We start from the raw sequence: 23,703 nt of genomic DNA on the forward strand, positions 1-23,703 counted from the left end.
CGAAATCGGCCGCTGCCCACACTGCGGGCATGAACTCAAACCACACGGAAATTCACCGCGTCATCGGTCTCATCGGTGGCATGAGCTGGGAGTCCAGCGCCGAGTACTACCGGCTCATCAATCAGGGTGTGCGTGACAGGCTGGGCCCGCTGCGCTCCGCAAAACTGCTCATGTACAGCGTGGATTTTGGCCCCATCGAGCAGGCCCAGCATGAAGGCCGATGGGACGACGCCGCCGCCTTGCTGGAGGATGCCGCGCGGCGGCTGCAGCAGGGCGGGGCGGACGGCGTGCTGCTGTGCACCAACACCATGCACAAGCTGGCAGACCGCATTGCGGCGGCGGTGCGCATCCCTTTTCTTCACATTGCCGACCCGGTAGCCGACGCAGCCCGCACACGCGGCTACCGGAAGCTGGGGCTGCTGGGCACACGCTTCACCATGGAGCAGCCCTTCATGCGCGAGCGGCTGCAGCAGCAGGGTCTGGAGGTGCTGGTGCCGCAGGAGGCAGACCGCGCCGAGGTGCACCGCATCATCTACGAGGAACTGTGCACGGGCCGGATTCTTGAAGAGTCGCGGCGCACCTATCAGCGCATCATGGCGCAGCTGGCCGGGCAGGGTGCGCAGGCCATGGTGCTGGGCTGCACGGAAATCAGCCTGCTGGTGCAGCAGGAGCATTGCCCTGTGCCCGTGCTGGATACCACCGCCCTGCATGCGCAGGCGGCGGTGGACTTCGCTCTGGAGCCTTGAACGGCCAGCGAGCCATGCCCAGGTCTGCTTTCAAAGGCGTGCACCCCCCGGGTTGCCGGGGCGCCTTGAGCCGTTGTGGCAACGCATCGGCGCAACGCCTCACGCCTCACGCCTCACGCCTCACGCCTCACGCCTCACGCCTCGATGCGCGCTGAACCGCTAAACCACGGCGGCGCTGAACGACTCGGGCAGGCGCGCAAGCAGATGCGACAGCCGTTGAAGGCCCGCCTGCAGGCGTCCACGGTCCTTGATGCTGCCCAGGGAGATGCGGATGGCATTCACGGATTCGCCGCCGGTGGCGAAGGCCTGTGCCGGCGTGACGGCGATGCCCTCGCTGTCGGCGGCACGCGCAAGCTGCCAGGGGCTCCAGTAACTCGGCAGCTCCAGCCATACATGCAGGCCGTCTCCCGCGCCGCTGTACCGGCCGGCCAGCACATCCCTGGCCATCCGGTGGCGCAGGCGCGCCTCCTTGCGCACACCTTCCATCAATTTTCCGGCCGAACCGTCGAGGATCCACTGCGTGGCCAGGGCGGCCGTCAGCGGCGTGGCCATCAGCGCAAACGATCTCAGCGCGACCAGGAAACGCTGGCGCTCGTGCGGGTCAGGCAGGAGCACAAAAGCCACCCGCAAACCGGGCGTCAGGCATTTCGAGAGGGTGGAGATGTAGTACACCTGCTCCGGGGCCAACCTGGCGATCGGCGGCGGCGGGGCATCGGCCAGCAGCCAGTAGGGATCGTCCTCGACGATGCGCACATGGCAGCGCTTTGCGATGCTGGCGATCTCTTGGCGCCGGTCCTCGGCAAGCGTGATGGCGGTCGGGTTCTGCAGGGTCGGGTTCAGGTAGACCAGCCCGGGCCTGTGCTGGCGGCATGCCTGCTCAAGCCGCTCGGGAATGATCCCCTGGCTGTCCGCTTGCACCGCAATGATGCGACGGCCGAACTGGGCCGCTGCGGCACGCAGGCCGGGATAGCTGGTGGGCTCGGTCAGGATCACATCGCCCGGCTCCGTCAGCGCAAGCACCAGGGCGGCAATCGCCGCCTGCGCGCCCGGGCAGACCACCAGCTGCCGGGCATCCACATCTCCGAACATGGGCTGCAGCCACCTGGCGCCCGCCTTGCGGTCGGAGTCGCTTCCCCCGCCCAGGTGGTAGGTCATCAGCAACTGGGCATCCGCACCCATCAGCACTTGCGACAGGCCCTGCTTCAACATGTCGTCCAGGTCCACGCCAGCCGGCGGTGGCGGGGTGTTCATGCTCAGGTCCAGCACGGCGTTCAGCTCCACCTTGGGCGCCGCGACATAGGTGCCTCTGGCGCCGCGTCCCTCCAGCAGCTGGCGGCGCCTGGCTTCGTCGTAGGCGCGCGTGACCGTCGTCAGGTCCACATCCAGCTGGGCCGCCAGCCGGCGTTGCGGGGGCAGGCGGTCACCGGGCTTCAGCGATCCGTCTGCCACCGCTGCCTGCAAGGCATCGGCGATCTGCAGGAATCGGGGGCCGCCCTGCACGGCCAGTTGCGGCAACCAGAGGGGCAAAGGCTCATCTTGCATGGATTTAAGCGGCGACGTATGGGCTCATGTATGGAAATTGCTTTTGGGTAGTATGCGCTACAAGGTGTGGCAGCACCGTGCTTGCATGGCCGTCGCTGACGCTCTCGCCTCCCATGTCCGGGAGGGAGGCTCCCCACCATGGACAGTGCCAAGTCATTGGCTGGAAGCTCTCAAAATGATCGATTGGGTCCCCATAGTCTTCGTCACCTTCAAGGTGCTCGTGTTCGGCACGGCCATGTTCTTCGCCATCAAGTGGCACTACGACCAGGGCAAGAAGAAGGGGGCGAGCAGGCGCGAGTTGCTCATTGCCAGTGGCAAGATCGTTGCCGTCTTCACGCTGCTACTGCTGTGCGTGCTGCTCTTCACCTTCGGCCTGGCCACCATGCTGGGCATGGACCTGAGCCTTTGATGGCAGGTGGCGCTGCCAGCGCCAGGCCTGTGCCCGCAGGCCTTGCCCAGCGCGGCAACCATCCTCCAGCTGCCTACTTCGGTGTGAGCCGATACAGACCGCCCTTGCGGTCGTCCTCGATCAGCCACAGCGCACCATCCGGCGCCTGCGCCACGTCGCGGACGCGAAAGCCTACCGTCCAATGCTCGGCAGGCGTGGCGCTCGCGCCGTTCACCTCGATCCGGTGCAGGGCGCGGGTCAGCAGGCCGGACGCGAAGGCTGAGCCCTTCCACTGCGGAAACATCTCGCCGCTGTAGAACATCAGGCTGCCCGGCGCGAAGACAGGCGTCCAGTAGATCACGGGCTTGGTGAGGTCCGTTCGCGTATCCGGGCTGGCAATGGGCACGCCGTTGTAGTTCACCGCATAGGAGACCAGCGGCCAGCCATAGTTCTTGCCCGGCTCGATCAGGTTGAGCTCATCGCCGCCGCGCGGCCCATGCTCAAGCTCCCAAAGACGCCCATCCGGCGCGAACGCCAGGCCGTAGGGCGTGCGATGCCCCGTGGACCAGGTCTCGGACGGCGTCAGATTCGGACCGTCAAAGACAAACGTGCGCAACACCGGCGCGGTCTTGGCGGCTTCGGTGTCCTTGGGCGGATCGATCACAGGAACCGACGTTGCGCCGGTCTGCCCCTGCATCGGATTGCCGGGCGCGGGCTTGCCGTCCAAGGTCAGCCGCAGGATCTTGCCGGCCGGCTGATTCGGGTCCTGGGCAGGCGTGAAGCGCTGCCGGTCCCCGGCCGTGAGGAACAGAAACTTCTGGTCCGGCGAAAAAGCCACGGCGGCACCCACCTGCCCGCCCTTGCCCTTGACGGGGTCGCGCCAGATGACCTTGAGGTCTTCCAGCGCAGCGGTGCCGGCACCGATCCTGAGCGTGGCGCGCGCGAGCGCCAGGCTCGACGTGCCGCGGATCTCTCCGGGCTCCGAATAGGTCAGGTAGATGGCCCCGTCGCTCGCATACGAAGGGGCCAGGTAGACGCCCAGCAGGCCGTTCTGGTTTTCATGCAGCACGGGCGGCACGCCGGTGACTTCGAGCTTTTGCCCGTCCTGGGCCGCGAGAAACAGCTTGCCAACCTTCTCGGTGACCAGCATGCGCCCGTCCGGCAGGAAGGCAATGCGCCAGGGCAGATCGAATTGCGCGACCTTGCTGACCTTGAACGGAGGCGATGCAGTGGCAGGCAGGGTTCCCGCATTGATCTGCGCCAACACAGGGGTTGCAGCCATGAGCAACCAGGGTATGAGTCCAGACTTCGGCAATCGCATGCTTTGCTCCGCAGTGGGGGACGGGACAGTATCCGCGTATCGCCGCCGCACCGCAGAATGCACCGCCGAATTCCGGGCTATCTGCGCGGCAAGCCTGAAGTTGCGTTCAGCCGCGTTCAGCCTCGCTCAACCAGCGGATGCAGGCCTGGCCGCCGGGTCCATCCACAGTGCCGCCCACATGTGTCCATCAGGATCGGCCAGATCGCGCGTGTACATGAAGCCGTGGTCCTCCATCGGATTCACGTCGGCCTGCCCGCCATGGGCCGCGGCGGCCTCGTTCATCGCATCCACGGCGGCGCGGCTCTCACGGGCCAGTGACAGCATCAACCCGCAGGAGCCGGCCGGCGGCAACGGGCGCTGGGTGAAGGTGCGCCACTTGGCATGCGTGACCAGCATGACCTGGATCGCCTCGCTCCAGATCATGGCGGAACCATCCTCACTGCTGAACTGCGGGTTCTGGCTGAAGCCCAGCGCCTTGTAGAAGGCGGTGGAGGCGCCGAGGTCGGTCACGGGGAGACTGATGAAGAGGGACTTGGTCATGCTTGGCTCCGTGGGGTGGGCTGCAGTCCTGGTGGGTGCAGGACTGCTCGGTCAGAACATCCATCATGCAGCACTTGCACTCCGGATGCTGCCCCGTTAACTGGAAGAGCCATTGAGTCGCTGAAGCTCAAGTTGCCTGGCCGCACTGGCTTCAAGGTTTGCGCGCTCCGCATCCAAATACCGATAAATGCTCTTGAGGTCAGTGATTTTCTTTTTGATTTCCGCCATCTTCCTTTCAATCAGTCTTGCACCCCCGGAGCAATCTATTGACTTGTTTCTCTGAGCATTCAGAATTTCGCCTATTTCCCCAAGAGAAAATCCCATGCTTTGTGCCCGCTGGATAAAGTCCAGGTCTTGCAGGGTTTGCGGTGTGTAAACGCGATAATTGTTGGTTCGCCGCAAGGGTGAAATAAGACCGATCTTTTCGTAATAGCGCAAGGTATAGCGCGTGGCACCGCTGCGGACCTCAAGTTCCCCGATATTCATGGAAAAAAATCGCTTGACTGTAGAGTTGAGTCGACAGTCTACACTTGGTTTTTTCATCGTGCCAAGGAGCAGAAAAATGAGCGTGGAGTGCTTTGTTACGGGAGGGACGGGCTTCATCGGCCAGCATTTGCTGTCATACCTTAGCGCGAAAGGTCACACCATTCGGGTGCTGATGCGTCGCCCGGAGCGCCTCGCTGAACTGCGCCAGCAGGTCGATGGTTTGGGGGGCGTTGCAGCCCGCGTCTTTGCCGTAGCCGGCGATCTGGCGCAAGAAAACCTCGGTCTGAGCCTTGCGGATAGAGAGGTCCTTCGGCAGGCCAAGGTCGTAGTCCATCTGGGAGCCCACTTCGCCTGGGGCCTTTCGATGGAGCATGCACGTGCAGTGAATGTGGAAGGGGCAAGGCGCGTGGCGCAGTTGGCGGCCGAGCAAGAGAGCCGGTTGGTGATGATCGGTGGCTACATGCTGAAAAACAATGAACATCTGCAACGCATAGGGATTGATCCCGGCCATCCGGAGCTGACGGATTGGCCTGCCATCTATCGCCAAGTCGGTGCTTACGAGGCGAGCAAACTGGAGGCGCATTTCGCGACCCTCAGCTTCATGAATGCCAAGGGTGGAGAGATGACCGTTGTACACCCCGCCACAGTCTGCGGTCATAGCCGCACGGGGCATATGGCGGACGGCCAGCCGCTGGTGGATCTGATACACAATCTGGTGCAGGGAAGGCTGGCTGCAGTACCCGGTACTGCCGCGCACTGGTTGCCACTGGTCACTGTGGATTATCTGGTCGAGTTGGTGGCGGCTTGCGCCTTTGATCCTTCCATGGTGGGCCAGGAACTGCTGGCCCTCGATGCCCAGAGCCCCGGCTTGCAGGAGCTCCTCACGCAGGTGGCACAACCTCTTGGGCTGAAGGCGCCCGGGCATCATATTCCGCTGCGATTGCTGAAATGGCTTTTGGGTATTCGTCCCATTGCGAGATTTTTGGATACCAGCGCCGAGGCCCTGGATTTTATCCAGACAACCCGTTTTGACACGAAGGAAGTGGAGCAATTTGCCCAAAGGCACGGAATCACAAAGCCGGATATGCGCCAGTCGTTGAGGAATACTGCAATATATGTCAACTCATATTGCATTCCAAAAGGCAAGGCCCGTCGACTTGCCCCTCCACTGCACAGAACATCATAATCACCGCTTTCAATGGTGCCCGGGTTGCCGCTGCGCACCAATATCAAGGAGCTCGTTTCAGTGAATCAACCAACCCATCCACGCATCGCGGTGCTGGGGCCCGGGGCAATCGGGACAACGGTTGCTGCTGCGCTGCATGAAGTCGGTCGCACGCCGTTGCTGTGCGGTCGTACGCCGCGCGACAGCCTGACGCTGCACGGCAGCGGTCTTCGCATCGTGGTTCCCGGCCCGGTCAGAACGGATCCGGCCCAGGTCGAAGGTCCGGCTGACCTTGTTTTTCTCGCGGTCAAGGCGACTCAAACTGCTGCGGTTGCGCATTGGCTGGCGGCGTTGAGCGGTCCGCAAACCGTCGTGTGTGTCCTGCAAAACGGGGTTGAGCAGGTGGAGAGTGTCACCCCGCTGTGCCCGCAGGGGCGAATCGTTCCCGCAGTCGTGTGGTTCCCTGCACAGGCGCAGCCCGACGGGTCGGTGCTCCTGCGCAGCGACGCCCGGATCAGCCTGCCTGACGAGGCCGCTGCCCTCGTGGTTGCGCAGGCACTGCAAGGCACCCGATGCTCGGTAGACCTGGTTTCGAATTTCAAATCCCTGGCGTGGCAAAAGCTGCTGCAGAACGCAGCGGCCGGGCTCATGGCACTCACGCATCGCCGCTCAGGCATGTTCGGCCGGCACGACATTTCGAAGCTCACTCTGGACTATTTGAGGGAGTGCCTGGCCGTGGCACGCGCCGAAGGTGCTGAACTGGGCGATGAGGTCCCGCAGGCGATCCTCGACAAGTTCCAGGCATTTCCGGCCGACCTGGGCACGTCCATACTGGCGGATCGCGAAGCAGGCCGGCCGCTCGAATGGGATATCCGCAACGGTGTCATCGCGCGCCGAGGCCGGGCGCGCGGAGTTCCGACACCGATTGGTGATGTCCTGGTGCCGCTTCTCGCCGCAGCGAGCGACGGCCCCGGCTGACATTCCTGCCTTGACCACAAAGCCCGCGATCGCAAAAGCAAGGCTTCAGCCCATGAACCCCAGATCGATGGGATACGCCGAGCCGCCGAAGTTGCCGATGTGCGGCAGCACCCCCGCCAGCTCGGTATTGGCCACGCCGAACCAGCGCGCCAGGGTGGCGGCGTACTGGTCCACGGCGGTGCTGGGCAACAGGCGCCCCTGGCCGACATGCCACTGGTCTTCGCTGCCGCTGCCGTTGCCCACGCTGATGGGCGGTGGCGCGCCATAGAAGGACGCGCCACGCACCGCGCCGCCCACCACGAAGTGGTGGCTGCCCCAGCCATGGTCAGAGCCGTCGCCGTTGGAAGTCAGCGTGCGGCCGAAGTCCGACGCGGTGAAGGCCGTGACCTTGTCGGCCACGCCGAGCTCGGCCGTGGCGTTGTAGAAGGCCGTCATGGCGCTGCTCACCTTGTCGAGCAGCTGCGGCTGGTTGGCGATCAGGTTGTCGTGCAGGTCGAACCCGCCCAGCGAGACGAAGAACACCTGCCGGCGCGTGCCCAGCGCGTTGCGTCCGGCGATGAGCCGGGCCACCACCTTGAGCTGGTCGGCCAGCGGGTTGCTGGCAGGGAAGGCGGTGGACAGGCTGCCGCTGGAGAGGGCCGAAGAGATCTGCCCCTCGGCGCTGATGGAGCGCTGCGTGACGCGGGCGTACTCGGCCTCCATCGCGTGGCTGCCGGCCGTCTGCACCAGCTCGCTCAGCAGGCCGCGCACGGCGGTCGATCCATAGACATTGGCGCCCTTGACGGCGTTGATGGGCACGGCGCCGCCCGGGCTGATCTGGTACTGCAGCGCCTGGTCGCCCGAGAGAAACACGGCGTTGCCCGTGGCCGAGATGCAGGTGAAGAGCGACGTGGCGTTGGACGACAGCGCCAGGTCGCCCAGGTTGCCGCCCCAGCCCACGGTGGAGCCTTCGGCGCCCTGCGACTGCCAGACCGACTGCTGGTCGTTGTGCGAGAAAAGCTTGGGCGGCAGCGGGTAGCTGCGCCGGTCGCCGGTGGCATATTGGGCCCGCGTAAGCGGCACCAGCAGCGGGCCGACGTTCAGCTGCACCGCCGCGCGGCCCGCGTTGAAGAGGCCGGCCAGGCCCGTCATGGACGGGTGCAGCGCGTACTGCATGCCACCGGCCAGCGCCGTGCGGGGTTGCAGCAGCGTATTGCCCAGCGCTGCGCGGGCCAGGGCAATGCCACCGGCCGTGCCATCGCTGTTGCCGCCGCGGATGGCGGAGTACTGCCCGTAGCGGGTGCTGTCGTAGGGCACGACGGTGTTGGCGTAGTCGCAGCCGCCGTAGAGGAAGACGCAGACCAGCGCCTTGTAGTCGTTCGCCTCGAAGGCGGCGGCCTCGCCCAGCGCGGCAAGATTCAGGGCGAAGGGCAGGGCGGTACCGGCGGCGGCCAGTTGCGTGCTGCGGCGCAGGAATGCGCGGCGCGTGTGGCGGGCGGGGTCGATGAAATTCATGGCGATATCGCTTTGCTTTGCAGACGTTCGGTCACCTGTTCGGTCACCTGTTCGGTCACTTGCTCGGTCACTTCTGCACCAGATATTCGGGGCTGGCCATCACCAGCAGCACGGCGGCTGCCACGCGGTTGAGCTGGGTGGCGGCGTTGCTGGTGGCCGTCACCGGCGTGGCATTGAGCGCTGCCACGATGCGCGCCTGTGTGGCGGCCGATACCTGCCCTGCCGACAGCAGCAGCGCCACCTTGCGCACCAGCGCGGCGGCGTCGGCCACCAGGGGCAGCAGGTTGGCGTAGCTGCAGGTGATGTCGAAGCCGTTGGCTGCGCTGCTGCCGCCCTGGGGCAGGTCAGGCGCGTTCACGTAGTAGCCGAAGCGGATCACGTTCTGCATGAAGTTCAGGTAGCCGCTCACGCTGGTCTCGGTGACGATCTGGAACTCCGGCGCCACCTGGCCCGTCGTGGCCAGGGGGGTGGAGGGCGGCACATAGCCCGGGCGGAAGAAGTTGAACACCGAGCCCGAGCGCAGCGGGCTCTGGCCCAGGCGGGTGGCCGGGTCGCTCAGGTTGTCGATCTTCCAGGTGCCGCGTGCCGACCGCAGCCCGAAGGTGCGACCCCACTGCACGAAGCGCACCATGGGCTCGCGCAGGCGGCCGTACTGGGGGCTGGCAAGCCCTGCAGCGCCGCGCGCCTCCGGGTCCAGCAGCACGGTGGCGATCACGGCGCGCAGGTCGCCCCGCGTGCCGCTGCCGTTGTCGGCGAAGGCGGCGGCCACGCGCCCCACATAGGCGGGGCTGGGGTTGCTGGTGACCAGGCGCTGGATCAGCTGGCGCCCGATGAAGGGCCCGACGTTGGGGTGGTTGAACAGCGTGTCCAGCGCCGCCTTCAGCGCCGCTGGCCCTGACGTGCCCGCAGCCACGGTGGTGCCCAGGAAAGTGGCGGCCAGCGTGGAATGGCGCGCGGCGTTGAAGGCCATGGGCAGCAGCGCCTGCTGCAGCCCCGTCACCGTGCTGCCGCTCAGGTTGGTGGGCTGGTTCTTGCTGGTGTCGTAGTCGTAGCCGGTGAAGACGCGCGCCAGATTGCTCACATCGGCCGCCGAATAGGTGTCGATGCGGTTGCCGCTGCCGTCGCGCTGCTCGGTGCCGTCGGGGTTGAGGCGGTAGAGGCCGATGGTGAACAGCTGCATCACCTCGCGGGCGTAGTTCTCGTCGGGCTGGCGGCCGCTGCGGGCGTCTTCCTTCTGGTTGCCGCGCGTGCTCAGGTAGATGCCCATGGCCGGGCTGAGCGTGACGGCCTCCAGCAGCGTGCGGAAGTTGCCGAAGGCGTGCTGGTTCAGCAGATCCCAGTAGCCGGAGGCCAGGAAGATGCTCCACGGCTGCTCCAGCCCGGTGGTGGAGACCACCATGATCTCCGACAGCGCCAATGCCACACGCTTGCGCACCGCGTCGCGCTCCGTGAAAAGCTGGCTCCAGAGCATGAAGTCGGAGGGATACGAGACGTTGTCGTAGCGTGTGCCGGCCTCTGCCACGCCGTAGCCGCGCTGCATCAGCCAGGCCGTGCCCGTGGTGTCCACGGGCAGCGCGAACTGCTCGGCCAGCCAGGGACCGTAGCCCTTGGCGCGCAGCGCTGCGATCTCCTCGTCGGTGGCCGAGAACTGCGCCTGCAGCAGGAAACGCGCGGCTTCCTCGTCGCTGGCGGGGGTGGCCGTGGTGCCCGTACCGGTACCGGTTCCGCCGCCAGGGCCGGTGCCCGTGCCGCCGTTGCCTCCATTTCCGGTACCGGGTGCCGTATCGCCCCCACCGCCCCCGCAGGCCACCAGCAGCGCGGCCGCCAGGGAGGCGGCCATGGCGGGGGGCATCAAGGAACTCCTGGCTTCGTGGCCGAGGTGGTTTGGCTCTGCGCAGGCCGGGTAGGAGTCCGCGGGTGCGCGGTCGGGCGGCTGCAACATGGAGGCTGCAGCCTGTGGTGTGGGGTGCATTGCGGGGCTTTCAGGCAGTGGCCGGGGCGGGGTGACGGACTGCCCCGCTCCTCGGCGCGTGGCGCAGAGTGTTCCAAGGTTTTCGGATGTGAGCGGACACTTTTCAGCCCTAAAGCGTGTCAAGATGTTATGCGTTGCAGGGGCGGCATGCAGAAACACGGCGTTGGGCCAAGACGCATGGGTCTCGCCCGGGGCCGTCGCCGGTTGACGCGTCTTTTGCCATCCATGGCTTCAACACCCCGCTGGCCGTCCTCTCGCGCATGCTGGCAATTGCCCAGCATGCCTCCTGTTCTTTTTCAGTGACCAACGTGTGCGCTTCGGTCTTGAAATCGCCAACTTTAAAATGCCCCCATGACTCCTCCCTCGGCTTCCCCCAATTCCTTCGACAAACTTGCGCTTTCGCCGGCAACGCTCGCCAATCTTGAGCGGCTCGGCTACCTTGAAATGACGGCGATTCAGCTCGCCAGCCTGCCCCCTGCGCTTGAAGGCAAGGATGTGATCGCTCAGGCGAAGACCGGCAGCGGCAAGACCGCGGCCTTTGCCCTGGCGCTGCTGGCGAAGCTGGATACGCGCAATTTCTCGGTGCAAGGCCTGGTGCTCTGCCCCACCCGCGAGCTGGCCGATCAGGTGACGACCGAGATTCGCCGTCTGGCGCGTGCGGAAGACAACGTCAAGGTGGTGACCCTGTCCGGCGGCGTTCCGCTGCGCGGCCAGAACGCGAGCCTGGAGAACGGCGCGCACGTGATCATCGGCACGCCCGGCCGTGTGATCGATCACCTGGATCGGGGCAATCTGAACCTTGATTCGCTGAACACCTTGGTGCTCGACGAAGCGGATCGCATGCTCGACATGGGTTTCGTCGATGACATCGCCAAAGTCGCCAAGCAGTGCCCCCCGCAGCGCCAGACTTTGCTGTTCTCCGCCACCTACCCTGAAGGCATCGCCAAGCTGGCCGCGCGCTTCATGCGTGACCCGGTCACGGTCAAAGTTGCCGCACAGCACAGCGGCGAGCAGATCGAGCAGCGCTGGTATGAGGTGGACAAGGAAGAGCGCTTGCCCTCGGTGGCTCGCCTGCTGGAGCACTTCCGGCCCGAGAGCACGCTGGCCTTCTGCAATACCAAGGCGCGCTGCCGGGCCCTCGCCGAGCTGCTGCAGGCCCAGGGCTACAGCGCGCTGGAGCTGCACGGCGATCTGGAGCAGCGTGATCGTGACCAGGTGCTGGTGCGCTTCGTGAACGGCAGTTGCTCCGTGCTGGTCGCCACCGATGTGGCGGCTCGCGGGCTGGATGTGACCAATCTGGGCGCCGTCATCAACGTGGACATCACGCCCGACCCTGAAGTGCACGTGCACCGCATCGGCCGCACAGGCCGCGCCGGCCAGAAAGGTTTGGCTCTGAGTCTTGCGACGATGGACGAAATGGGCTCGGTCGGAAACATCGAGCAGATGCAGGGCAGCCCATCCGTCTGGTACCCGCTGGACGAGCTGACGCCGGCTCCCGGCGGCCGGCTCCTGCCATCCAAGGCCACCATCCACATCAATGCCAGCCGCAAGGACAAGATCCGCCCGGGCGACGTGCTGGGTGCGCTCACCGCAGACCTGGGCTACACCCGCGAGCAAGTGGGCAAGATCGACATCAACGAGTTCGCAACCTATGTGGCCGTGGACCGCAAGATTGCGCATGACGTGGTTGCCCGGCTCAATAGCGGGAAGATCAAGGGGCGAACGGTGAAGGCGCGCTTGCTCAAGGATTGAGGGGTTTCAGGCGCATCAGTCGGCGTGCGAGTGTCTGCACTTGGCTGAACGCGCTCCGCCCCTTCAAGCGGCCCTGCCTAACCCGCAGGCCCCCTCATGACCTCCCGGGCCTGCACCGCCTCAACAGCCCCCTGCAGCGCCTCCCGCTGTGCAATCAGGAAGCTCAACAACGCTTCAGTCCCGACCGTGGTTTGCACGGCAGAAATCCCGCAGCCCAGGTCCACAAGCAGCGATATCTGCTGCATGCAGTCCTGAACCACTTGCAGCTCTTCCTCGGCAATCGGGTAGTACATGCCTGTCCCTTTCAGCGATGAGTCAGCACGGCCTGCTGGTGTCTTGAGACAGGAATGAGAACTGGCGCGCCAGCATGCGCTGTGCGAAGGAGGGTGGTGTCGGTCAATGGCGGCTCCTGTGTATGGATGTTTCGCATGGCTGCATTGAAATGAAGCCATGTCCAGCGCAGCACTGGGAAAACTGAAAGCCGCACACCATCAAGAGGGGGCGGCTGCTGCGCCTGTGTCCGGGCCGCCAAGCCCGCGTCCGCTGAGGGACGGCGAAATGTTATCGCAAATACGTTGCCTACCCGGCCGGCAGCCCCCCCAATCCGAGCCCGTCCGGCCGATTTTTCCGAAGCCGGGGACAATACCGGGTTCGCGGGTTTTTCCGGCTTGACTTGGGTCAAGGTCGGAAACGCCCGCGCAAAGATGCTGCCCAGGTGCTGAGCCGGACGCAGAAAACCCAAGATCGGACGGCAGCAGGACTGCCGAGATGGCGCAGGTGCATGTGATGGAGAGGGATTGGTGGACAAAGGCCTGGTGCGGGGGCAGAGGCCGGCCCGTGAAGCGTGATGCCCGCCTGGTGGCCTGGTTGCTGGCGGTGGTGTTCGTGTCGGTTTCTGCGGCCACGGTCTGGCAATTGGTGGCGGCGCGCCAGCGCACGCTGGCTGAGGTCGATACCAGCAACCGCAACCTGGCCCAGACACTGAACACCTATGCCGAGGGCGTGATCACCCAAAGCTCCATGCTGCTGCTGGGCATTGCCGAGCGGCTGGAGGTGGATGGCACCAGCCCCGTGCTCCTGGAGCGGGTGCTGTATCTGGTCAATCGGCAGGAGCATCTGCTGAACCAGCTCAACGAGCTGCTGATCGTGGATGCGCAGGGCCATTGGCTGATGTCGTCCAAGGGGGCGTTCCCCGAAGGATCGGAAAGCTCCGGCCGGGACTACTTCACGCACCACCGTGACGACGCATCGTCAGGCATCTACATCGGGCCGCCGATCCGCAGCCGCTCCACGGGCGAATGGGTGATCACCATCAGCCGGCGCTATACGGACGCCGAGGGCCAGTTTGCAGGCGCGGTGGTGGTGGCGCTGGGTGTGGAGAATTTCCTGCGGCTGTTCGGCAAGATCGATATCGGCGAGAAGGGGGCCATTGCGCTGAGCACGCCGGGCGGGCAGTTGCTGGTGCGCCACCCGTTCCGCGAGCAGGACCTGGGGCGGGACTTCTCGCAGTCGCCCAATTTCCTGCGCCACTACGTGGGGGCGATGTCGGGCACGGCGTCGTTCCGCTCGGCCCTGGACGGCACGGAAAGAATCTACGCCTTTCTGCGCAGCGAGCGCTATCCGCTGGTGACCACGGTGGCCCTGGGCCGCGATGAGGCGTTGAGTTCCTGGCGGCGCCAGGCGCTGCTGACGCTGGCTGTGGTGCTGGGGCTGTTTCTGGCGATTGCGTTGATCGGCTGGCGCCTGACGGCCGCGATGCGGCTGCGTTCGCGCGCCGAGTGCTCCCTGGTCAGCGCGCGCGAGGAATTGCTGGACGCCAATCGCCGGCTGGAGGTGCTGGCCGCCCAGGACCAGTTGACGGGCCTGGCCAACCGCCGCCGCTTTGACGAGGTGCTGGAGCGCGAGGCCCGTCGCGCTGCGCGCGAGGGCACGCCGCTGTCGCTGCTGCTGATCGACCTGGACTACTTCAAGGGCTACAACGATGCCTACGGCCATGTGGCGGGCGATGCCTGCCTGCAGGCCGTGTGCAGCGCGCTGGCCCAGGCGGTGCAGCGGCCCGGCGACATGGCGGCGCGCTATGGCGGGGAAGAGCTGGCCGTGGTGCTGCCCAATACCGACAAGGCCGGCGCGCAGCAGGTGGCCGAGCGGCTGCGCGCGCGCATCGAGGGCCTGGCCCTGGAGCACCGCATCAGCCGCTTTGGCCATGTGACGGCCAGCATTGGCGTGGCCACGACGCAGGGTGATGAGGCTGGCGTCACCCAAGGCGCGACACAAAGCGCGACACAAAGCGCGACACAAGGCACTACCCCCGGCTCCACCCAAGGTGCCGCCGTGGCGCTGGTGGAAGCGGCCGACCGTGCGTTGTACCGCGCCAAGGCAGCAGGGCGCAACTGCGTGCAGGGCTGAATGGGCTTGGGTCTGCGCGCGCTCAGTCCGTGGGCGAGCGGTGGGCCACCACCTGCTGCTTGAGGTCGCCCAGCGCCTGGTACAGGGCGTTGCGGCTGGCCTGCGGCATGTCGCCGAACATGCCCATGACCCAGGACTCATGCGCCTTGGCCATGCGCGCAAAGGTCTTGCGGCCCAGCGGGGTGAGGTGCAGCACGGAGCTGCGCCGGTCGGACTCCACCTTGGTGCGCACCACCAGGCCTTCTTTCTCCAGCTGGTCGGTGATGCCGGTGATGTTGCCGTTGGTCACCATCATGTGGCGCGACAGCTCGCCCATCTTCATGCCCTCGGGCGCGCGCTGCAGCTGGGCCATGAGGTCGAAGCGGGGCAGGGTGGTGTCGAATTCGCTGCGCAGTCGGTTGCGGATCTCGCCTTCGATGAGGTTGCAGCAGGTGAGCATGCGCAGCCACAGGCGCAGCGCATGGTGGTCGTCGGGCGCGGCGCGCGACTCCAGGTCGGGGGCGTGGGTCATGGCTGGTTCTGCGGTGTGGGGGCGCTCAAGCCCATCTGCGCGAGGATGGCGCGCGTCAGCGGGCTGGCCGGGTCGTTCAGGGTGAGCACGATGTCGAAATGGTTGGTGCCGGGCATGGCCACGTACTGGCCTGACGATGGACCGGGGCCACGGCGCTGGTTCCAGGCGGCCAGGTAGTCGTCGCTCTGGCGCTTGAATTCATCGGTCTCGCTCTCGCCGTAGCTGACGATGAGCGGGCAGGCCGCGCCGTGCGGCAGGAGGGCGGGGCTGTTGCGAATGGCGTCCTGCTCGCTCAGGCGCATCCATTCGTTGATGTGGGTGTGCACCAGCGGGCGCAGGTCGAACAGGCCCGACAGCGGTGCGGCGCCGCGCACCACGTCTTCGGGCACGCCGTAGTCCGCATGCCAGCCACCGGCCAGCAGCATGCCCGCCAGGTGGCCACCGGCCGAGCTGCCGCAGACATGGATGCGGCCCGGGTCGCCGCCGTAGCGGGCGATGTGGGCATGCACCCAGGCCAGGGCGCGGCGTGTCTGGTCCACGATGCGGTCCAGCGTGACGGCGGGCGCCAGCGAGTAGTTCAGGGCCACCACCACGGCGCCGGCGCGCGTGAAGGTGGGCGCCATGCTGCTGGAGTCGTCCTTGGACAGCAGCCGCCAGTAGCCGCCGTGGATGAAGAAGAGAACAGGGGCGCCTGCCGCCCCGGTTGCTGCCGGGAAAATGTCCAGCAGCTCGTCGGCATGATCGCCATAGGCCACGTTCAGCGCGCAGGGCAGGCTTTGGCGCGCGGCCCGGCTGTCGTCGGCATAGGCCTTGATGATGGGGGTGATGTCAGGTACCGTCGCGCGGGCGTTGTACTGGACATCGAGTCCGGCGCGGTCGTAGTGACGGTAGAGTGCGGGCATTGGAACGGAGATGGCGCGAAATGGTTTGTATGGCAGGTATTGGTACAAGTCCCAGACTTGTTCTGCAAAATACTTTAAACCTAAACTAAGACCTGCGCCAACCGTTCCAGCCCTTACAGAGTTTCCCGTCCAGCGTGACGGAAGACTGCCTCACCACCGATTGCCATCCGCGCGGCCCGCGCAAGGAGCACAGCAGCATGCGTTTCCTCACCCCCTTCCTGGCCGCAGCGGCCCTGGCCCCTGCCTTTGTTCCCGCGCTCGCGCAGGCGGACACCATCAAGGTCGGTATCGCCAACGATATTTCCGGGCCGTTTGCCGCGCTGGGCGCCGAGGCGCGTGATGGCTTCAACCTCGCCATCAAGCAGCTGGGCAGCAAGCTGGGCGGCCAGCCGGCCGAGTTCCTGCAGACCGACATGGGCGGCAACCCCGACCAGGCGCGCCAGCTGGTCACGCGCTACATACAGCGCGACAAGGTGGATTTCTTCACCGGCCCCATCGGCTCCAACGTGGCCCTGGCCGTGGGCCCGGCGCTGTTCGGCGCCAAGGTGCCCTACCTGTCCAACAACCCCGGCCCCAGCCAGTTCGCGGGCGCGCAGTGCAATGCGTTCTGGTTCGGCACGTCCTACCAGAACGATGCCTTCCACGAGGCAGCCGGCAAGCTGGCGGCCGACCGTGGCTTCAAGAAGATGTTCATCATGGCGCCCGACTATCCGGCGGGCAAGGATGCGCTGGTCGGCTTCAAGCGCGGCTACAAGACCGCGCCCGGCGAGGAGGTCTACACCAAGCTGGGCCAGATCGACTACGCGGCCGAGCTGGCCCAGATCCGCGCGGCCAAGCCCGATGCGGTCTACATCTTCCTGCCGGGCGGCATGGGCATCAACTTCGTCAAGCAGTTCGTGTCCACGGGGCTGTCGCAAAGCGTCAAGCTGATCGGCCCGGGCTTCTCGGCCGACGAGGACGTGATCCAGGCCGTGGGCGAGCCAATGCTGGGCATGGTCAACACCGCGCAGTGGGCGCATGACCTGGACGTGCCGCAGAACAAGGCCTTCGTCGAGGCCTTCCGCAAGGAGTACAAGGGCCGCAACCCCTCGGTCTACGCGGCCCAGGCCTATGACGTGATCATGGCCATGGATGCGGCGGTCAAGCAGGCCGGCGGCAAGGCCTCGGACCGCCAGGCCATTGTCAAGGCGCTGGAGAAGGCCGACTACGCCTCGGTGCGCGGCCCCTTCACGTACGGCAAGAACCACTATCCCATCCAGGCCTACTACCAGCGCGTGATCGAGAAGGACGGCAGCGGCCGCATCACCAACAAGCTGGTGGGCAAGGTGTTCGACAAGTACCAGGACGTCTACGTCAACGACTGCAAGATGTGACCCCGCCGCCGCGCCCCCGTCGGGCGCGGCGTGCCTTGATCTTGATTTTCAAAGCCGGATGATTTGTTGACCGCGCGCGGGCCACTGCGCCTGCGGCAGGGGGCGTGTGGATGACGTGGACGCTGCTCTTGGAGCAATTGTTGAATGGCCTGCAGTTCGGGCTGATGCTGTTTCTGATCGCGGCCGGGCTGACCCTGGTGTTCGGCATCATGGACATCATGAACCTGGCCCATGGCTCGCTGTACATGGCGGGCGCCTATGTGGCGGCCGAGACCATGCAGCGCACGGGCTCGTTCACCGCGGCCGTGCTGGTGGCGGCCGTGGCCACGGGCGTGGCGGGTGTGGTGCTGGAGCTGGTGCTGATACGGCGCCTTGCCGTGCGCGACCATCTGGCCCAGGTGCTGGGCAGCTATGCCGTCATCCTCATTGCCAATGACCTGGTCAAGATGGTCTGGGGCCCGGCGCCGGTGATGCTCAACATGCCGGCCGCGCTGTCCGGCCCGGTGCAGTTGCTGCCCGATCTCATGTACCCGGCCTACCGGCTGATGATCATCGTCTTCGGCCTGGCCGCCGCGCTGGGCCTGTACTGGTTCGTGACGCGCACGCGCGCCGGCGTGCTGGTGCGGGCAGGCGCCTCCAACCGCCAGATGGCCACGCTGATGGGCGTGCGCGTGCCGCTGCTGTTCCTGGGCGTGTTCACGCTGGGCGCCATGCTGGCGGCGGTGGCGGGCGCGCTGCTGGGGCCCATCACTTCGGTTCAGGTCGGCATGGGGGAAGAGATCCTCATCCTGGTGCTGGTGTGCATCGTCATCGGCGGCATAGGCTCCATACGCGGCGCCCTGGTTGGCGCCTTGCTGGTGGGCATGGTGGACACGGCGGGGCGGGCCTTTTTGCCCATGCTGCTGCGCCAGGTGTTCTCCCCGGCCGTGGCATCCAGCGTGGGGCCCACGCTGGCGGCGATTTCCATCTACGTGCTGATGGCGGTGGTGCTGGTGTACCGGCCTTCCGGCCTTTTCCCCGCGCGAGGCTGAGCATGGAAAACAGCACATTGCAAGGCAGGTTCCAGGCCCGGTTCTTCTGGACCGTACTCGCGCTGCTGGCGCTGGCGGTGTTCCCGCTGGTGGCTCCGGCGCTGGGGCTGGACTTCTACATCTCCTTCGTGCGCCGCGTGCTGATCTACGCGCTGGCCGCCACCAGCCTGAACCTCATCCTGGGCTATGGCGGCATGGTGGCGCTGGGGCATGCGGCCTTCTTCGGTGCGGGGGCCTATGCGGTGGGCATTCTGGCGATGAATGGCGTCACCTCGGCCCTGGTCGCCTGGCCTGCCGCCGCGCTGCTGGCCGGGCTGCTGGCCGCCGCCACGGGCGCCGTGTCGCTGCGCACGCGCGGCGTGTACTTCATCATGATCACGCTGGCCTTTGCGCAGATGCTGTTCTACATCTTCATCTCGCTGCGCCAGTACGGCGGCGAGGACGGGCTCAACCTGCCCGGCCATTCCGTGCTGCCCGGGCTGGACCTGGGCCACGATGTCTCCTTCTATTACGTGGTGCTGGCGCTGTTCGCGGTGCTGATGGCGGTGTTCGGGCGGCTGGTGGATTCGCGCTTCGGAAAGGCGCTGCAGGGCGTGCGCGAGAACGAGTCGCGCATGGAGTCGCTGGGCTACCCGGTCTATCGCATCAAGCTGGCAGCCTTTGTGCTCAGCGGCGCCGTGGCCGGGCTGGCGGGCGCGCTGCTGGCCAACCACAACCTGTTCATCTCCCCCAGCCTCATGCACTGGACCCAGTCGGCCAACCTGCTGATCATGGTGCTGGTGGGGGGCGTGGGCCTGCGCTGGGGCGGCGTGGCCGGCGCCGTCGTCATGCTGACGCTGGAGGAAGTGCTGCGCATGTGGACCGAGTACTGGCATCTGCCGCTGGGCCTGCTGCTGCTGTGCGTGGTGTTCGGTGCGCCGCGCGGCCTGATGGGCCTGTGGCCCGCACGCGGGAGGCAGGCATGAGCGGCGCGGCCACACCTATCTCCATTCCCACTCCGGCCCTGGAAGCCAAGGGCCTGGTGCGCCGCTTTGGCGCGCTGCTGGCCACCGACCATGTCTCGTTGTCGCTGGCGCCTGGCGAGATTCATGCGCTGATCGGCCCCAATGGCGCGGGCAAGTCCACGCTCATCCATCTGCTGTCCGGCACGCTGGCGGCCGATGCGGGCACGCTGGTGCTGGCGGGGCGCGATGTGAGCGCGCTCAACGCCCACCAGCGCGTGGCGGCGGGGCTGTCGCGGTCTTTCCAGATCACCAACATCTTCAAGCAGTCCAGCGTGCTGGACAACCTGGTGCTGGCCGTGCAGGCGCATGCGGGCAGCAGCTTCAGCTTCTGGCGCCCGCGCGCGGCCGAGACCGCGCTCTACGAGCAGGCCCGCGAGCTGGCGCGCGAATGCGCCATTGACGCCAGCCTGCTGCAGCGCCCCGCAGGCACGCTGCCGCATGGCGAGCAGCGCAAGCTGGAATTCGCGCTGGCCCTGGCCGCGCGCCCTGGCGTGCTGCTGCTGGACGAGCCCATGGCCGGCATGGGGCCTGATGAAACACTGCGCCTGACCGAACTGATCGAATCGCTGCGCGGCCGTGCCGCCATGCTGCTGGTGGAGCACGACATGCAGGCCGTGTTCCGCCTGGCCGACCGCATCTCCGTGCTGGTCTACGGCCGCATCATCGCCACCGGCACGCCCGACGAGATACGTGGCAACGCCGACGTGCGCCAGGCCTACCTGGGCGACGAAGAAGTGAAGGAGGGCGCGTGATGCTCGAAATGCAGGCCGTGCAAAGCGGCTACGGACCCAGCCAGGTGCTGTTCGGCGTGGACCTCCGCATCGAGGCCGGCCAGGTCGTCACCCTGCTGGGCCGCAACGGCATGGGCAAGACCACGCTGCTTCGCACGCTGCTGGGCCAACTGCCCCTGCGCGCCGGCCGCATGGTGTTTGCCGGGCAGGACATTGCCGGCTGGGCCACCGACCGCATCGCCCGCGCCGGCGTGGCCATCGTGCCCGAAGGCCGCCAGTGCTTTCCCAATCTCACGGTGCGCGAGCACCTGACGGCCTTTGTGGCCCATCGCAATTCGGGCAGCCCCGGCGCAGCCGAGCCCTGGACGCCCGAGCGCGTGTTCGCGCTGTTTCCCCGCCTGGGCGAGCGCGCCTCCAACATGGGCAACCAGCTGTCAGGCGGCGAGCAGCAGATGCTGGCCATAGGCCGCGCCCTGGTCACCAACCCGCGCCTGCTCATCCTGGACGAGGCCACCGAGGGCCTGGCCCCCCGCATCCGCGAAGAGATCTGGTCCTGCCTGGCCCAGCTGCGCGCCGCCGGCCAGACCATCCTGGTCATCGACAAATACGTGGAGCGCCTGCTGGGCCTGGCCGACCGCCACCTCATCGTGGAGCGCGGCAAAGTCGTGTGGAGCGGAGACTCGGCCGCGCTGGATGGGGACAGAGCGCTGTGGGAACGGTATTTGGGAGTGTGAGCACGCGCAATGCATTCGCGGTTCAAGGCGAAATTCAAGGCGCGATGGAGGGTTGAATGGCATTGAAGATCAATGGGTGGCATGCCATTCAAATACATGCCTGTATCCAAGATAGGCAATTGCTTACATTTACAGGATGTATCCGGCACTGCATTTGATTGCCCTTTGGCCATCGGCTTGTCTATGATCCCCGCTCACCAAGAGCAGGGAGGCCGCCCCCAGGGCGGCGCGCACTATGACACGCCGAGTCACCATCCATACGCCATTGGGCGATGAATTGCATTTCCGTGAATTGCGCGGCCAGGAAAACATCAGCCAGCTCTTCAGCCTTGATGTGGAAATGCTCAGCGAAAGCGAAAGCATAGATCCCAAGGCCCTATTGGGCAAAAATGCCACCATAGAAATAGAAACCCAGGGCGGCGGCAGGCGCTTCATTGACGGCATCGTCACCCGCTTCGGCATGCAGGGCCAGGACCACCGCCACTACGCCTACAAGGCCCGCCTGAGCCCCTGGCTGTGGCTGGCCACGCGCAAGAGCGACTTTCGCATCTTCCAGAACCAGACCGTGCCCGACATCATCGAGGAGGTATTGGGCGTCTATGGCCATCCCCTGCAAAAGAAACTCACGCGCGCCTACCGCAGTTGGGACTACTGCGTTCAATACAACGAAAGCGATTGCGACTTTGTCTCGCGATTGATGGAGCACGAAGGCATTTACTACTTCTTCGAGCATGCCTCGGGCCAGCACACCCTGGTGCTGTGCGACGACATCATTGCCTCGCACAGCGTATTGCCCGGGGGAGCCTCCATTCCCTTTTATCCCCCTGAAAAAGCGGCCGCAGGCGATCAGGAAAACATCCACGCCTGGCAGCTGGAGCAGGAAATCAAATCGGGCCGCCATTACAGCGACGACTACGACTTCAAGAAACCCCGGGCCGACCTCACCCACCTGCGGCGCGACCCACCGGGCCATGCGCACGACGGCCACGAAATCTACGAATGGCCGGGCGGCTACACCCAGCTGAGCGACGGCGAGGACTACATCCGCGTGCGCCTGAAGGAAAGCCTCACGGGCCAAAGCCGGGTGCGGGGCCAGTCCTGCCACCGGGCGCTGGCCACGGGCTACACCTTCAGCCTCTACAACTACCCGCGCGGCGACCAGAACCAGCAGTACCTGATCACGGGCCTGAGCTACCACTTGAAGGAGAATCCCCGCGTCAGTGCCGTGGCCCCGGGCGCCAAGGGCAGCGCCGCGGAAGACGGCTCCTTCCAGCGCTACGAGTTGCAGGCCCAGCCCACGAGTCTTGCCTACACGCCCGCACGCACCACGCCCAAGCCGCGCACCACGGGCCCGCAGACCGCCGTCGTCGTGGGCCCGGCCGGAGAAGAAATCTGGACCGACGAATACGGCCGCATCAAGGTGCAGTTTCACTGGGACCGGCTGGGCGCCATGAACGAGAACTCCAGCTGCTGGATCCGCGTGGCCACGAACTGGGCAGGCCCGGGGTTCGGGGCCATCTCCATTCCGCGCATAGGCCATGAGGTGGTGGTGGACTTCCTCAACGGCGACCCGGACTACCCGCTGGTCACGGGCTGCGTCTACAACGCGGCCAACATGCCGCCCTGGGCGCTGCCGGCCAACGCCACGCAATCGGGCATCAAGACCAGATCGAGCAAGGGCGGGGCCGCAGGCGCGGGCATGAAGAACGGCCCGGGCGACGCCAACGCCATCCGCTTCGAGGACAAGGCGGGCGCCGAACAGCTGTGGCTGCATGCCCAGAAGGACCAGCTCACCGAGGTCGAGAACGACGAAGACAAATGGGTGGGCAACGACCGGCGCAAGACCGTGGACCGGGACGAGACCAACGTCATCCACCGGGACCGCACGGAGACCGTGGACCGCGACGAGACCATCACCGTGCACAACAACCGCACGGAGCGGGTGGACCACAACGAGAAGATCAGCATCGGCGACAACCGCAACGAGGATGTCGGCATCGACGAGAACATCTCCATCGGCAAGAACCGCAGCAAGACCGTTGGGGTGACTGAGACCGACTCCATTGGCAGCCAATGGAAGATCAGTGTCGGAAAAATAAAGACCGAAACCATCGGCCTGATGAATATGTACAACGTGGGCATAGGCAAGATGGAAAACATCGGCGTGGCTCGCATGACCAACATCGGCATGGCCTACAACCTCAATGTGGGCATGATGATGGTGACCACAGTGGGCATGAGCCAGAGCGCCACCATCGGCCAGAGCAAGGACACCAAGGTCGGCGGCAAGTACACGCTCACCGTTGGTGGTGGTGGGAGCGGCGGTGGCGGTGCAACGCCAGGCATGGCGATGAACATCGTGGGCTCCTCTGATTCCGGCGGCGCGGCGCAGGGCAGCGAGTCCAGCATCGCAATGCAGCCCGACAGCATCACGCTCAAGGTCGGTAAGAGCGTGCTGGAAATGAAAAGCGATGGCACGGTCAACCTCAACGGCAAGCTGATCACGCTCGACGGAAGCGAGCACGTGCAGGTCAGCTCCGAGCGGATTGACCTGAACTGAGTGCCGTCATGCAACTGCAGCAGGTGGACAACTACACGCCCTTCGAATGGTTCGCCTTCGAAAAAAT

21 protein-coding genes are annotated in these 23,703 nt (G+C 65.7%); 12 read left to right on the forward strand and 9 right to left on the reverse strand.

Features of this window, described 5'->3' with window-relative positions:
- Window positions 1-29: 29 nt before the first annotated feature.
- The gene (locus IB269_RS05075; protein WP_012206302.1) at window positions 30-746 is read left to right on the forward strand and encodes an aspartate/glutamate racemase family protein; all 717 of its coding nucleotides are present in this window, start codon (window positions 30-32) and stop codon (window positions 744-746) included.
- Between the two features lie 159 nt (window positions 747-905).
- Here IB269_RS05075 and IB269_RS05080 read toward each other — a convergent pair whose 3' ends face one another.
- On the reverse strand, window positions 906-2,288 hold the full coding sequence (locus IB269_RS05080; RefSeq protein WP_192366544.1) for a PLP-dependent aminotransferase family protein: 1,383 nt from the start codon (window positions 2,286-2,288) through the stop codon (window positions 906-908).
- A gap of 175 nt (window positions 2,289-2,463) precedes the next feature.
- On the opposite strand from IB269_RS05080, the gene IB269_RS05085 reads away from it, so the two are divergent.
- Complete coding sequence (locus tag IB269_RS05085; RefSeq protein WP_012206300.1) at window positions 2,464-2,697, forward strand: hypothetical protein; 234 nt, start codon at window positions 2,464-2,466, stop codon at window positions 2,695-2,697.
- A 73-nt stretch (window positions 2,698-2,770) separates the two neighbouring features.
- On the opposite strand, the gene IB269_RS05090 is transcribed toward IB269_RS05085, so the two are convergent.
- From IB269_RS05090 to IB269_RS05100, 3 genes are all read right to left on the reverse strand, one after another.
- Window positions 2,771-3,943: a PQQ-dependent sugar dehydrogenase gene (locus IB269_RS05090; RefSeq protein WP_318652147.1), complete on the reverse strand. Its 1,173-nt coding sequence runs from the start codon at window positions 3,941-3,943 to the stop codon at window positions 2,771-2,773.
- A 180-nt stretch (window positions 3,944-4,123) separates the two neighbouring features.
- The gene (locus IB269_RS05095) at window positions 4,124-4,537 is read right to left on the reverse strand and encodes a VOC family protein (protein WP_192366545.1); all 414 of its coding nucleotides are present in this window, start codon (window positions 4,535-4,537) and stop codon (window positions 4,124-4,126) included.
- 96 nt (window positions 4,538-4,633) lie between these two features.
- Window positions 4,634-5,023: a MerR family transcriptional regulator gene (locus IB269_RS05100; protein WP_192366546.1), complete on the reverse strand. Its 390-nt coding sequence runs from the start codon at window positions 5,021-5,023 to the stop codon at window positions 4,634-4,636.
- A gap of 76 nt (window positions 5,024-5,099) precedes the next feature.
- Between IB269_RS05100 and IB269_RS05105 the strand changes: the two genes are divergently transcribed.
- Together IB269_RS05105 and IB269_RS05110 are read left to right on the forward strand one after the other, a co-directional pair.
- The gene (locus tag IB269_RS05105) at window positions 5,100-6,209 is read left to right on the forward strand and encodes an SDR family oxidoreductase (RefSeq protein ID WP_192366913.1); all 1,110 of its coding nucleotides are present in this window, start codon (window positions 5,100-5,102) and stop codon (window positions 6,207-6,209) included.
- A gap of 12 nt (window positions 6,210-6,221) precedes the next feature.
- Window positions 6,222-7,166 (forward strand): oxidoreductase, encoded by a 945-nt coding sequence (locus IB269_RS05110; RefSeq protein WP_225613960.1) that lies wholly within the window; start codon window positions 6,222-6,224, stop codon window positions 7,164-7,166.
- A gap of 45 nt (window positions 7,167-7,211) precedes the next feature.
- Here IB269_RS05110 and IB269_RS05115 read toward each other — a convergent pair whose 3' ends face one another.
- Together IB269_RS05115 and IB269_RS05120 are read right to left on the reverse strand one after the other, a co-directional pair.
- The gene (locus tag IB269_RS05115; protein WP_063325694.1) at window positions 7,212-8,660 is read right to left on the reverse strand and encodes a DUF1501 domain-containing protein; all 1,449 of its coding nucleotides are present in this window, start codon (window positions 8,658-8,660) and stop codon (window positions 7,212-7,214) included.
- 67 nt (window positions 8,661-8,727) lie between these two features.
- The gene (locus IB269_RS05120; protein ID WP_192366547.1) at window positions 8,728-10,632 is read right to left on the reverse strand and encodes a DUF1800 domain-containing protein; all 1,905 of its coding nucleotides are present in this window, start codon (window positions 10,630-10,632) and stop codon (window positions 8,728-8,730) included.
- A 351-nt stretch (window positions 10,633-10,983) separates the two neighbouring features.
- Here IB269_RS05120 and dbpA point away from each other — a divergent pair, with 351 nt between their 5' ends.
- Entirely contained in the window at window positions 10,984-12,384 is a 1,401-nt protein-coding gene (gene dbpA, locus IB269_RS05125) for an ATP-dependent RNA helicase DbpA (RefSeq protein WP_192366548.1), read from the forward strand.
- A 77-nt stretch (window positions 12,385-12,461) separates the two neighbouring features.
- On the opposite strand, the gene IB269_RS05130 is transcribed toward dbpA, so the two are convergent.
- Window positions 12,462-12,677: a hypothetical protein gene (locus IB269_RS05130; protein WP_034395578.1), complete on the reverse strand. Its 216-nt coding sequence runs from the start codon at window positions 12,675-12,677 to the stop codon at window positions 12,462-12,464.
- A gap of 475 nt (window positions 12,678-13,152) precedes the next feature.
- Here IB269_RS05130 and IB269_RS05135 point away from each other — a divergent pair, with 475 nt between their 5' ends.
- Window positions 13,153-14,790, forward strand: coding sequence for a sensor domain-containing diguanylate cyclase (locus tag IB269_RS05135; protein ID WP_192366549.1), 1,638 nt, complete (start codon window positions 13,153-13,155; stop codon window positions 14,788-14,790).
- Window positions 14,791-14,812: 22 nt separating this feature from the next.
- On the opposite strand, the gene IB269_RS05140 is transcribed toward IB269_RS05135, so the two are convergent.
- Both IB269_RS05140 and IB269_RS05145 read right to left on the reverse strand, forming a co-directional pair.
- A complete protein-coding gene (locus IB269_RS05140; RefSeq protein ID WP_063325691.1) occupies window positions 14,813-15,301 on the reverse strand; it encodes a MarR family winged helix-turn-helix transcriptional regulator in 489 nt (162 codons plus the stop codon).
- Entirely contained in the window at window positions 15,298-16,203 is a 906-nt protein-coding gene (locus IB269_RS05145; protein WP_097201976.1) for an alpha/beta hydrolase, read from the reverse strand. Before IB269_RS05145 ends, IB269_RS05140 begins: the two co-directional genes overlap by 4 nt.
- 197 nt (window positions 16,204-16,400) lie before the next feature.
- On the opposite strand from IB269_RS05145, the gene IB269_RS05150 reads away from it, so the two are divergent.
- The 6 genes from IB269_RS05150 to IB269_RS05175 all read left to right on the forward strand — a co-directional run bounded on the left by IB269_RS05150 (window position 16,401) and on the right by IB269_RS05175 (window position 23,636).
- Window positions 16,401-17,576 carry an ABC transporter substrate-binding protein gene (locus IB269_RS05150; protein ID WP_013801786.1) on the forward strand — a complete coding sequence of 392 codons (1,176 nt, stop codon included), beginning with the start codon at window positions 16,401-16,403 and terminating at the stop codon, window positions 17,574-17,576.
- Window positions 17,577-17,686: 110 nt separating this feature from the next.
- Window positions 17,687-18,607, forward strand: coding sequence for a branched-chain amino acid ABC transporter permease (locus IB269_RS05155; protein ID WP_013801787.1), 921 nt, complete (start codon window positions 17,687-17,689; stop codon window positions 18,605-18,607).
- Between the two features lie 2 nt (window positions 18,608-18,609).
- Complete coding sequence (locus IB269_RS05160; RefSeq protein WP_225613961.1) at window positions 18,610-19,572, forward strand: branched-chain amino acid ABC transporter permease; 963 nt, start codon at window positions 18,610-18,612, stop codon at window positions 19,570-19,572.
- Window positions 19,569-20,363 (forward strand): ABC transporter ATP-binding protein, encoded by a 795-nt coding sequence (locus tag IB269_RS05165; RefSeq protein ID WP_013801789.1) that lies wholly within the window; start codon window positions 19,569-19,571, stop codon window positions 20,361-20,363. The genes IB269_RS05160 and IB269_RS05165 overlap by 4 nt, the downstream gene beginning before the upstream one ends.
- Window positions 20,363-21,076: an ABC transporter ATP-binding protein gene (locus tag IB269_RS05170; protein WP_192366550.1), complete on the forward strand. Its 714-nt coding sequence runs from the start codon at window positions 20,363-20,365 to the stop codon at window positions 21,074-21,076. Before IB269_RS05165 ends, IB269_RS05170 begins: the two co-directional genes overlap by 1 nt.
- A gap of 235 nt (window positions 21,077-21,311) precedes the next feature.
- The gene (locus IB269_RS05175) at window positions 21,312-23,636 is read left to right on the forward strand and encodes a type VI secretion system Vgr family protein (RefSeq protein ID WP_192366551.1); all 2,325 of its coding nucleotides are present in this window, start codon (window positions 21,312-21,314) and stop codon (window positions 23,634-23,636) included.
- Window positions 23,637-23,703 lie beyond the last annotated feature (67 nt).

This window comes from Delftia sp. DLF01 (genome assembly GCF_014852125.1).
GTDB lineage: Bacteria > Pseudomonadota > Gammaproteobacteria > Burkholderiales > Burkholderiaceae_C > Comamonas > Comamonas acidovorans.

Excerpts from the sequence above, each read along its gene's own strand:
- IB269_RS05155 (WP_013801787.1), top strand. The coding sequence starts at position 17,687 with ATGACGTGGACGCTGCTCTTGGAGCAATTGTTGAATGGCCTGCAGTTC.
- IB269_RS05130 (WP_034395578.1), bottom strand. The coding sequence starts at position 12,677 with ATGTACTACCCGATTGCCGAGGAAGAGCTGCAAGTGGTTCAGGACTGC.
- IB269_RS05165 (WP_013801789.1), top strand. The coding sequence starts at position 19,569 with ATGAGCGGCGCGGCCACACCTATCTCCATTCCCACTCCGGCCCTGGAA.
- IB269_RS05120 (WP_192366547.1), bottom strand. The coding sequence starts at position 10,632 with ATGCACCCCACACCACAGGCTGCAGCCTCCATGTTGCAGCCGCCCGAC.
- IB269_RS05175 (WP_192366551.1), top strand. The coding sequence starts at position 21,312 with ATGACACGCCGAGTCACCATCCATACGCCATTGGGCGATGAATTGCAT.
- IB269_RS05080 (WP_192366544.1), bottom strand. The coding sequence starts at position 2,288 with ATGCAAGATGAGCCTTTGCCCCTCTGGTTGCCGCAACTGGCCGTGCAG.
- IB269_RS05160 (WP_225613961.1), top strand. The coding sequence starts at position 18,610 with ATGGAAAACAGCACATTGCAAGGCAGGTTCCAGGCCCGGTTCTTCTGG.
- IB269_RS05095 (WP_192366545.1), bottom strand. The coding sequence starts at position 4,537 with ATGACCAAGTCCCTCTTCATCAGTCTCCCCGTGACCGACCTCGGCGCC.
- IB269_RS05110 (WP_225613960.1), top strand. The coding sequence starts at position 6,222 with ATGGTGCCCGGGTTGCCGCTGCGCACCAATATCAAGGAGCTCGTTTCA.
- dbpA (WP_192366548.1), top strand. The coding sequence starts at position 10,984 with ATGACTCCTCCCTCGGCTTCCCCCAATTCCTTCGACAAACTTGCGCTT.
- IB269_RS05145 (WP_097201976.1), bottom strand. The coding sequence starts at position 16,203 with ATGCCCGCACTCTACCGTCACTACGACCGCGCCGGACTCGATGTCCAG.
- IB269_RS05140 (WP_063325691.1), bottom strand. The coding sequence starts at position 15,301 with ATGACCCACGCCCCCGACCTGGAGTCGCGCGCCGCGCCCGACGACCAC.
- IB269_RS05075 (WP_012206302.1), top strand. The coding sequence starts at position 30 with ATGAACTCAAACCACACGGAAATTCACCGCGTCATCGGTCTCATCGGT.
- IB269_RS05170 (WP_192366550.1), top strand. The coding sequence starts at position 20,363 with ATGCTCGAAATGCAGGCCGTGCAAAGCGGCTACGGACCCAGCCAGGTG.
- IB269_RS05135 (WP_192366549.1), top strand. The coding sequence starts at position 13,153 with ATGGCGCAGGTGCATGTGATGGAGAGGGATTGGTGGACAAAGGCCTGG.
- IB269_RS05100 (WP_192366546.1), bottom strand. The coding sequence starts at position 5,023 with ATGAATATCGGGGAACTTGAGGTCCGCAGCGGTGCCACGCGCTATACC.
- IB269_RS05150 (WP_013801786.1), top strand. The coding sequence starts at position 16,401 with ATGCGTTTCCTCACCCCCTTCCTGGCCGCAGCGGCCCTGGCCCCTGCC.
- IB269_RS05105 (WP_192366913.1), top strand. The coding sequence starts at position 5,100 with ATGAGCGTGGAGTGCTTTGTTACGGGAGGGACGGGCTTCATCGGCCAG.
- IB269_RS05115 (WP_063325694.1), bottom strand. The coding sequence starts at position 8,660 with ATGAATTTCATCGACCCCGCCCGCCACACGCGCCGCGCATTCCTGCGC.
- IB269_RS05085 (WP_012206300.1), top strand. The coding sequence starts at position 2,464 with ATGATCGATTGGGTCCCCATAGTCTTCGTCACCTTCAAGGTGCTCGTG.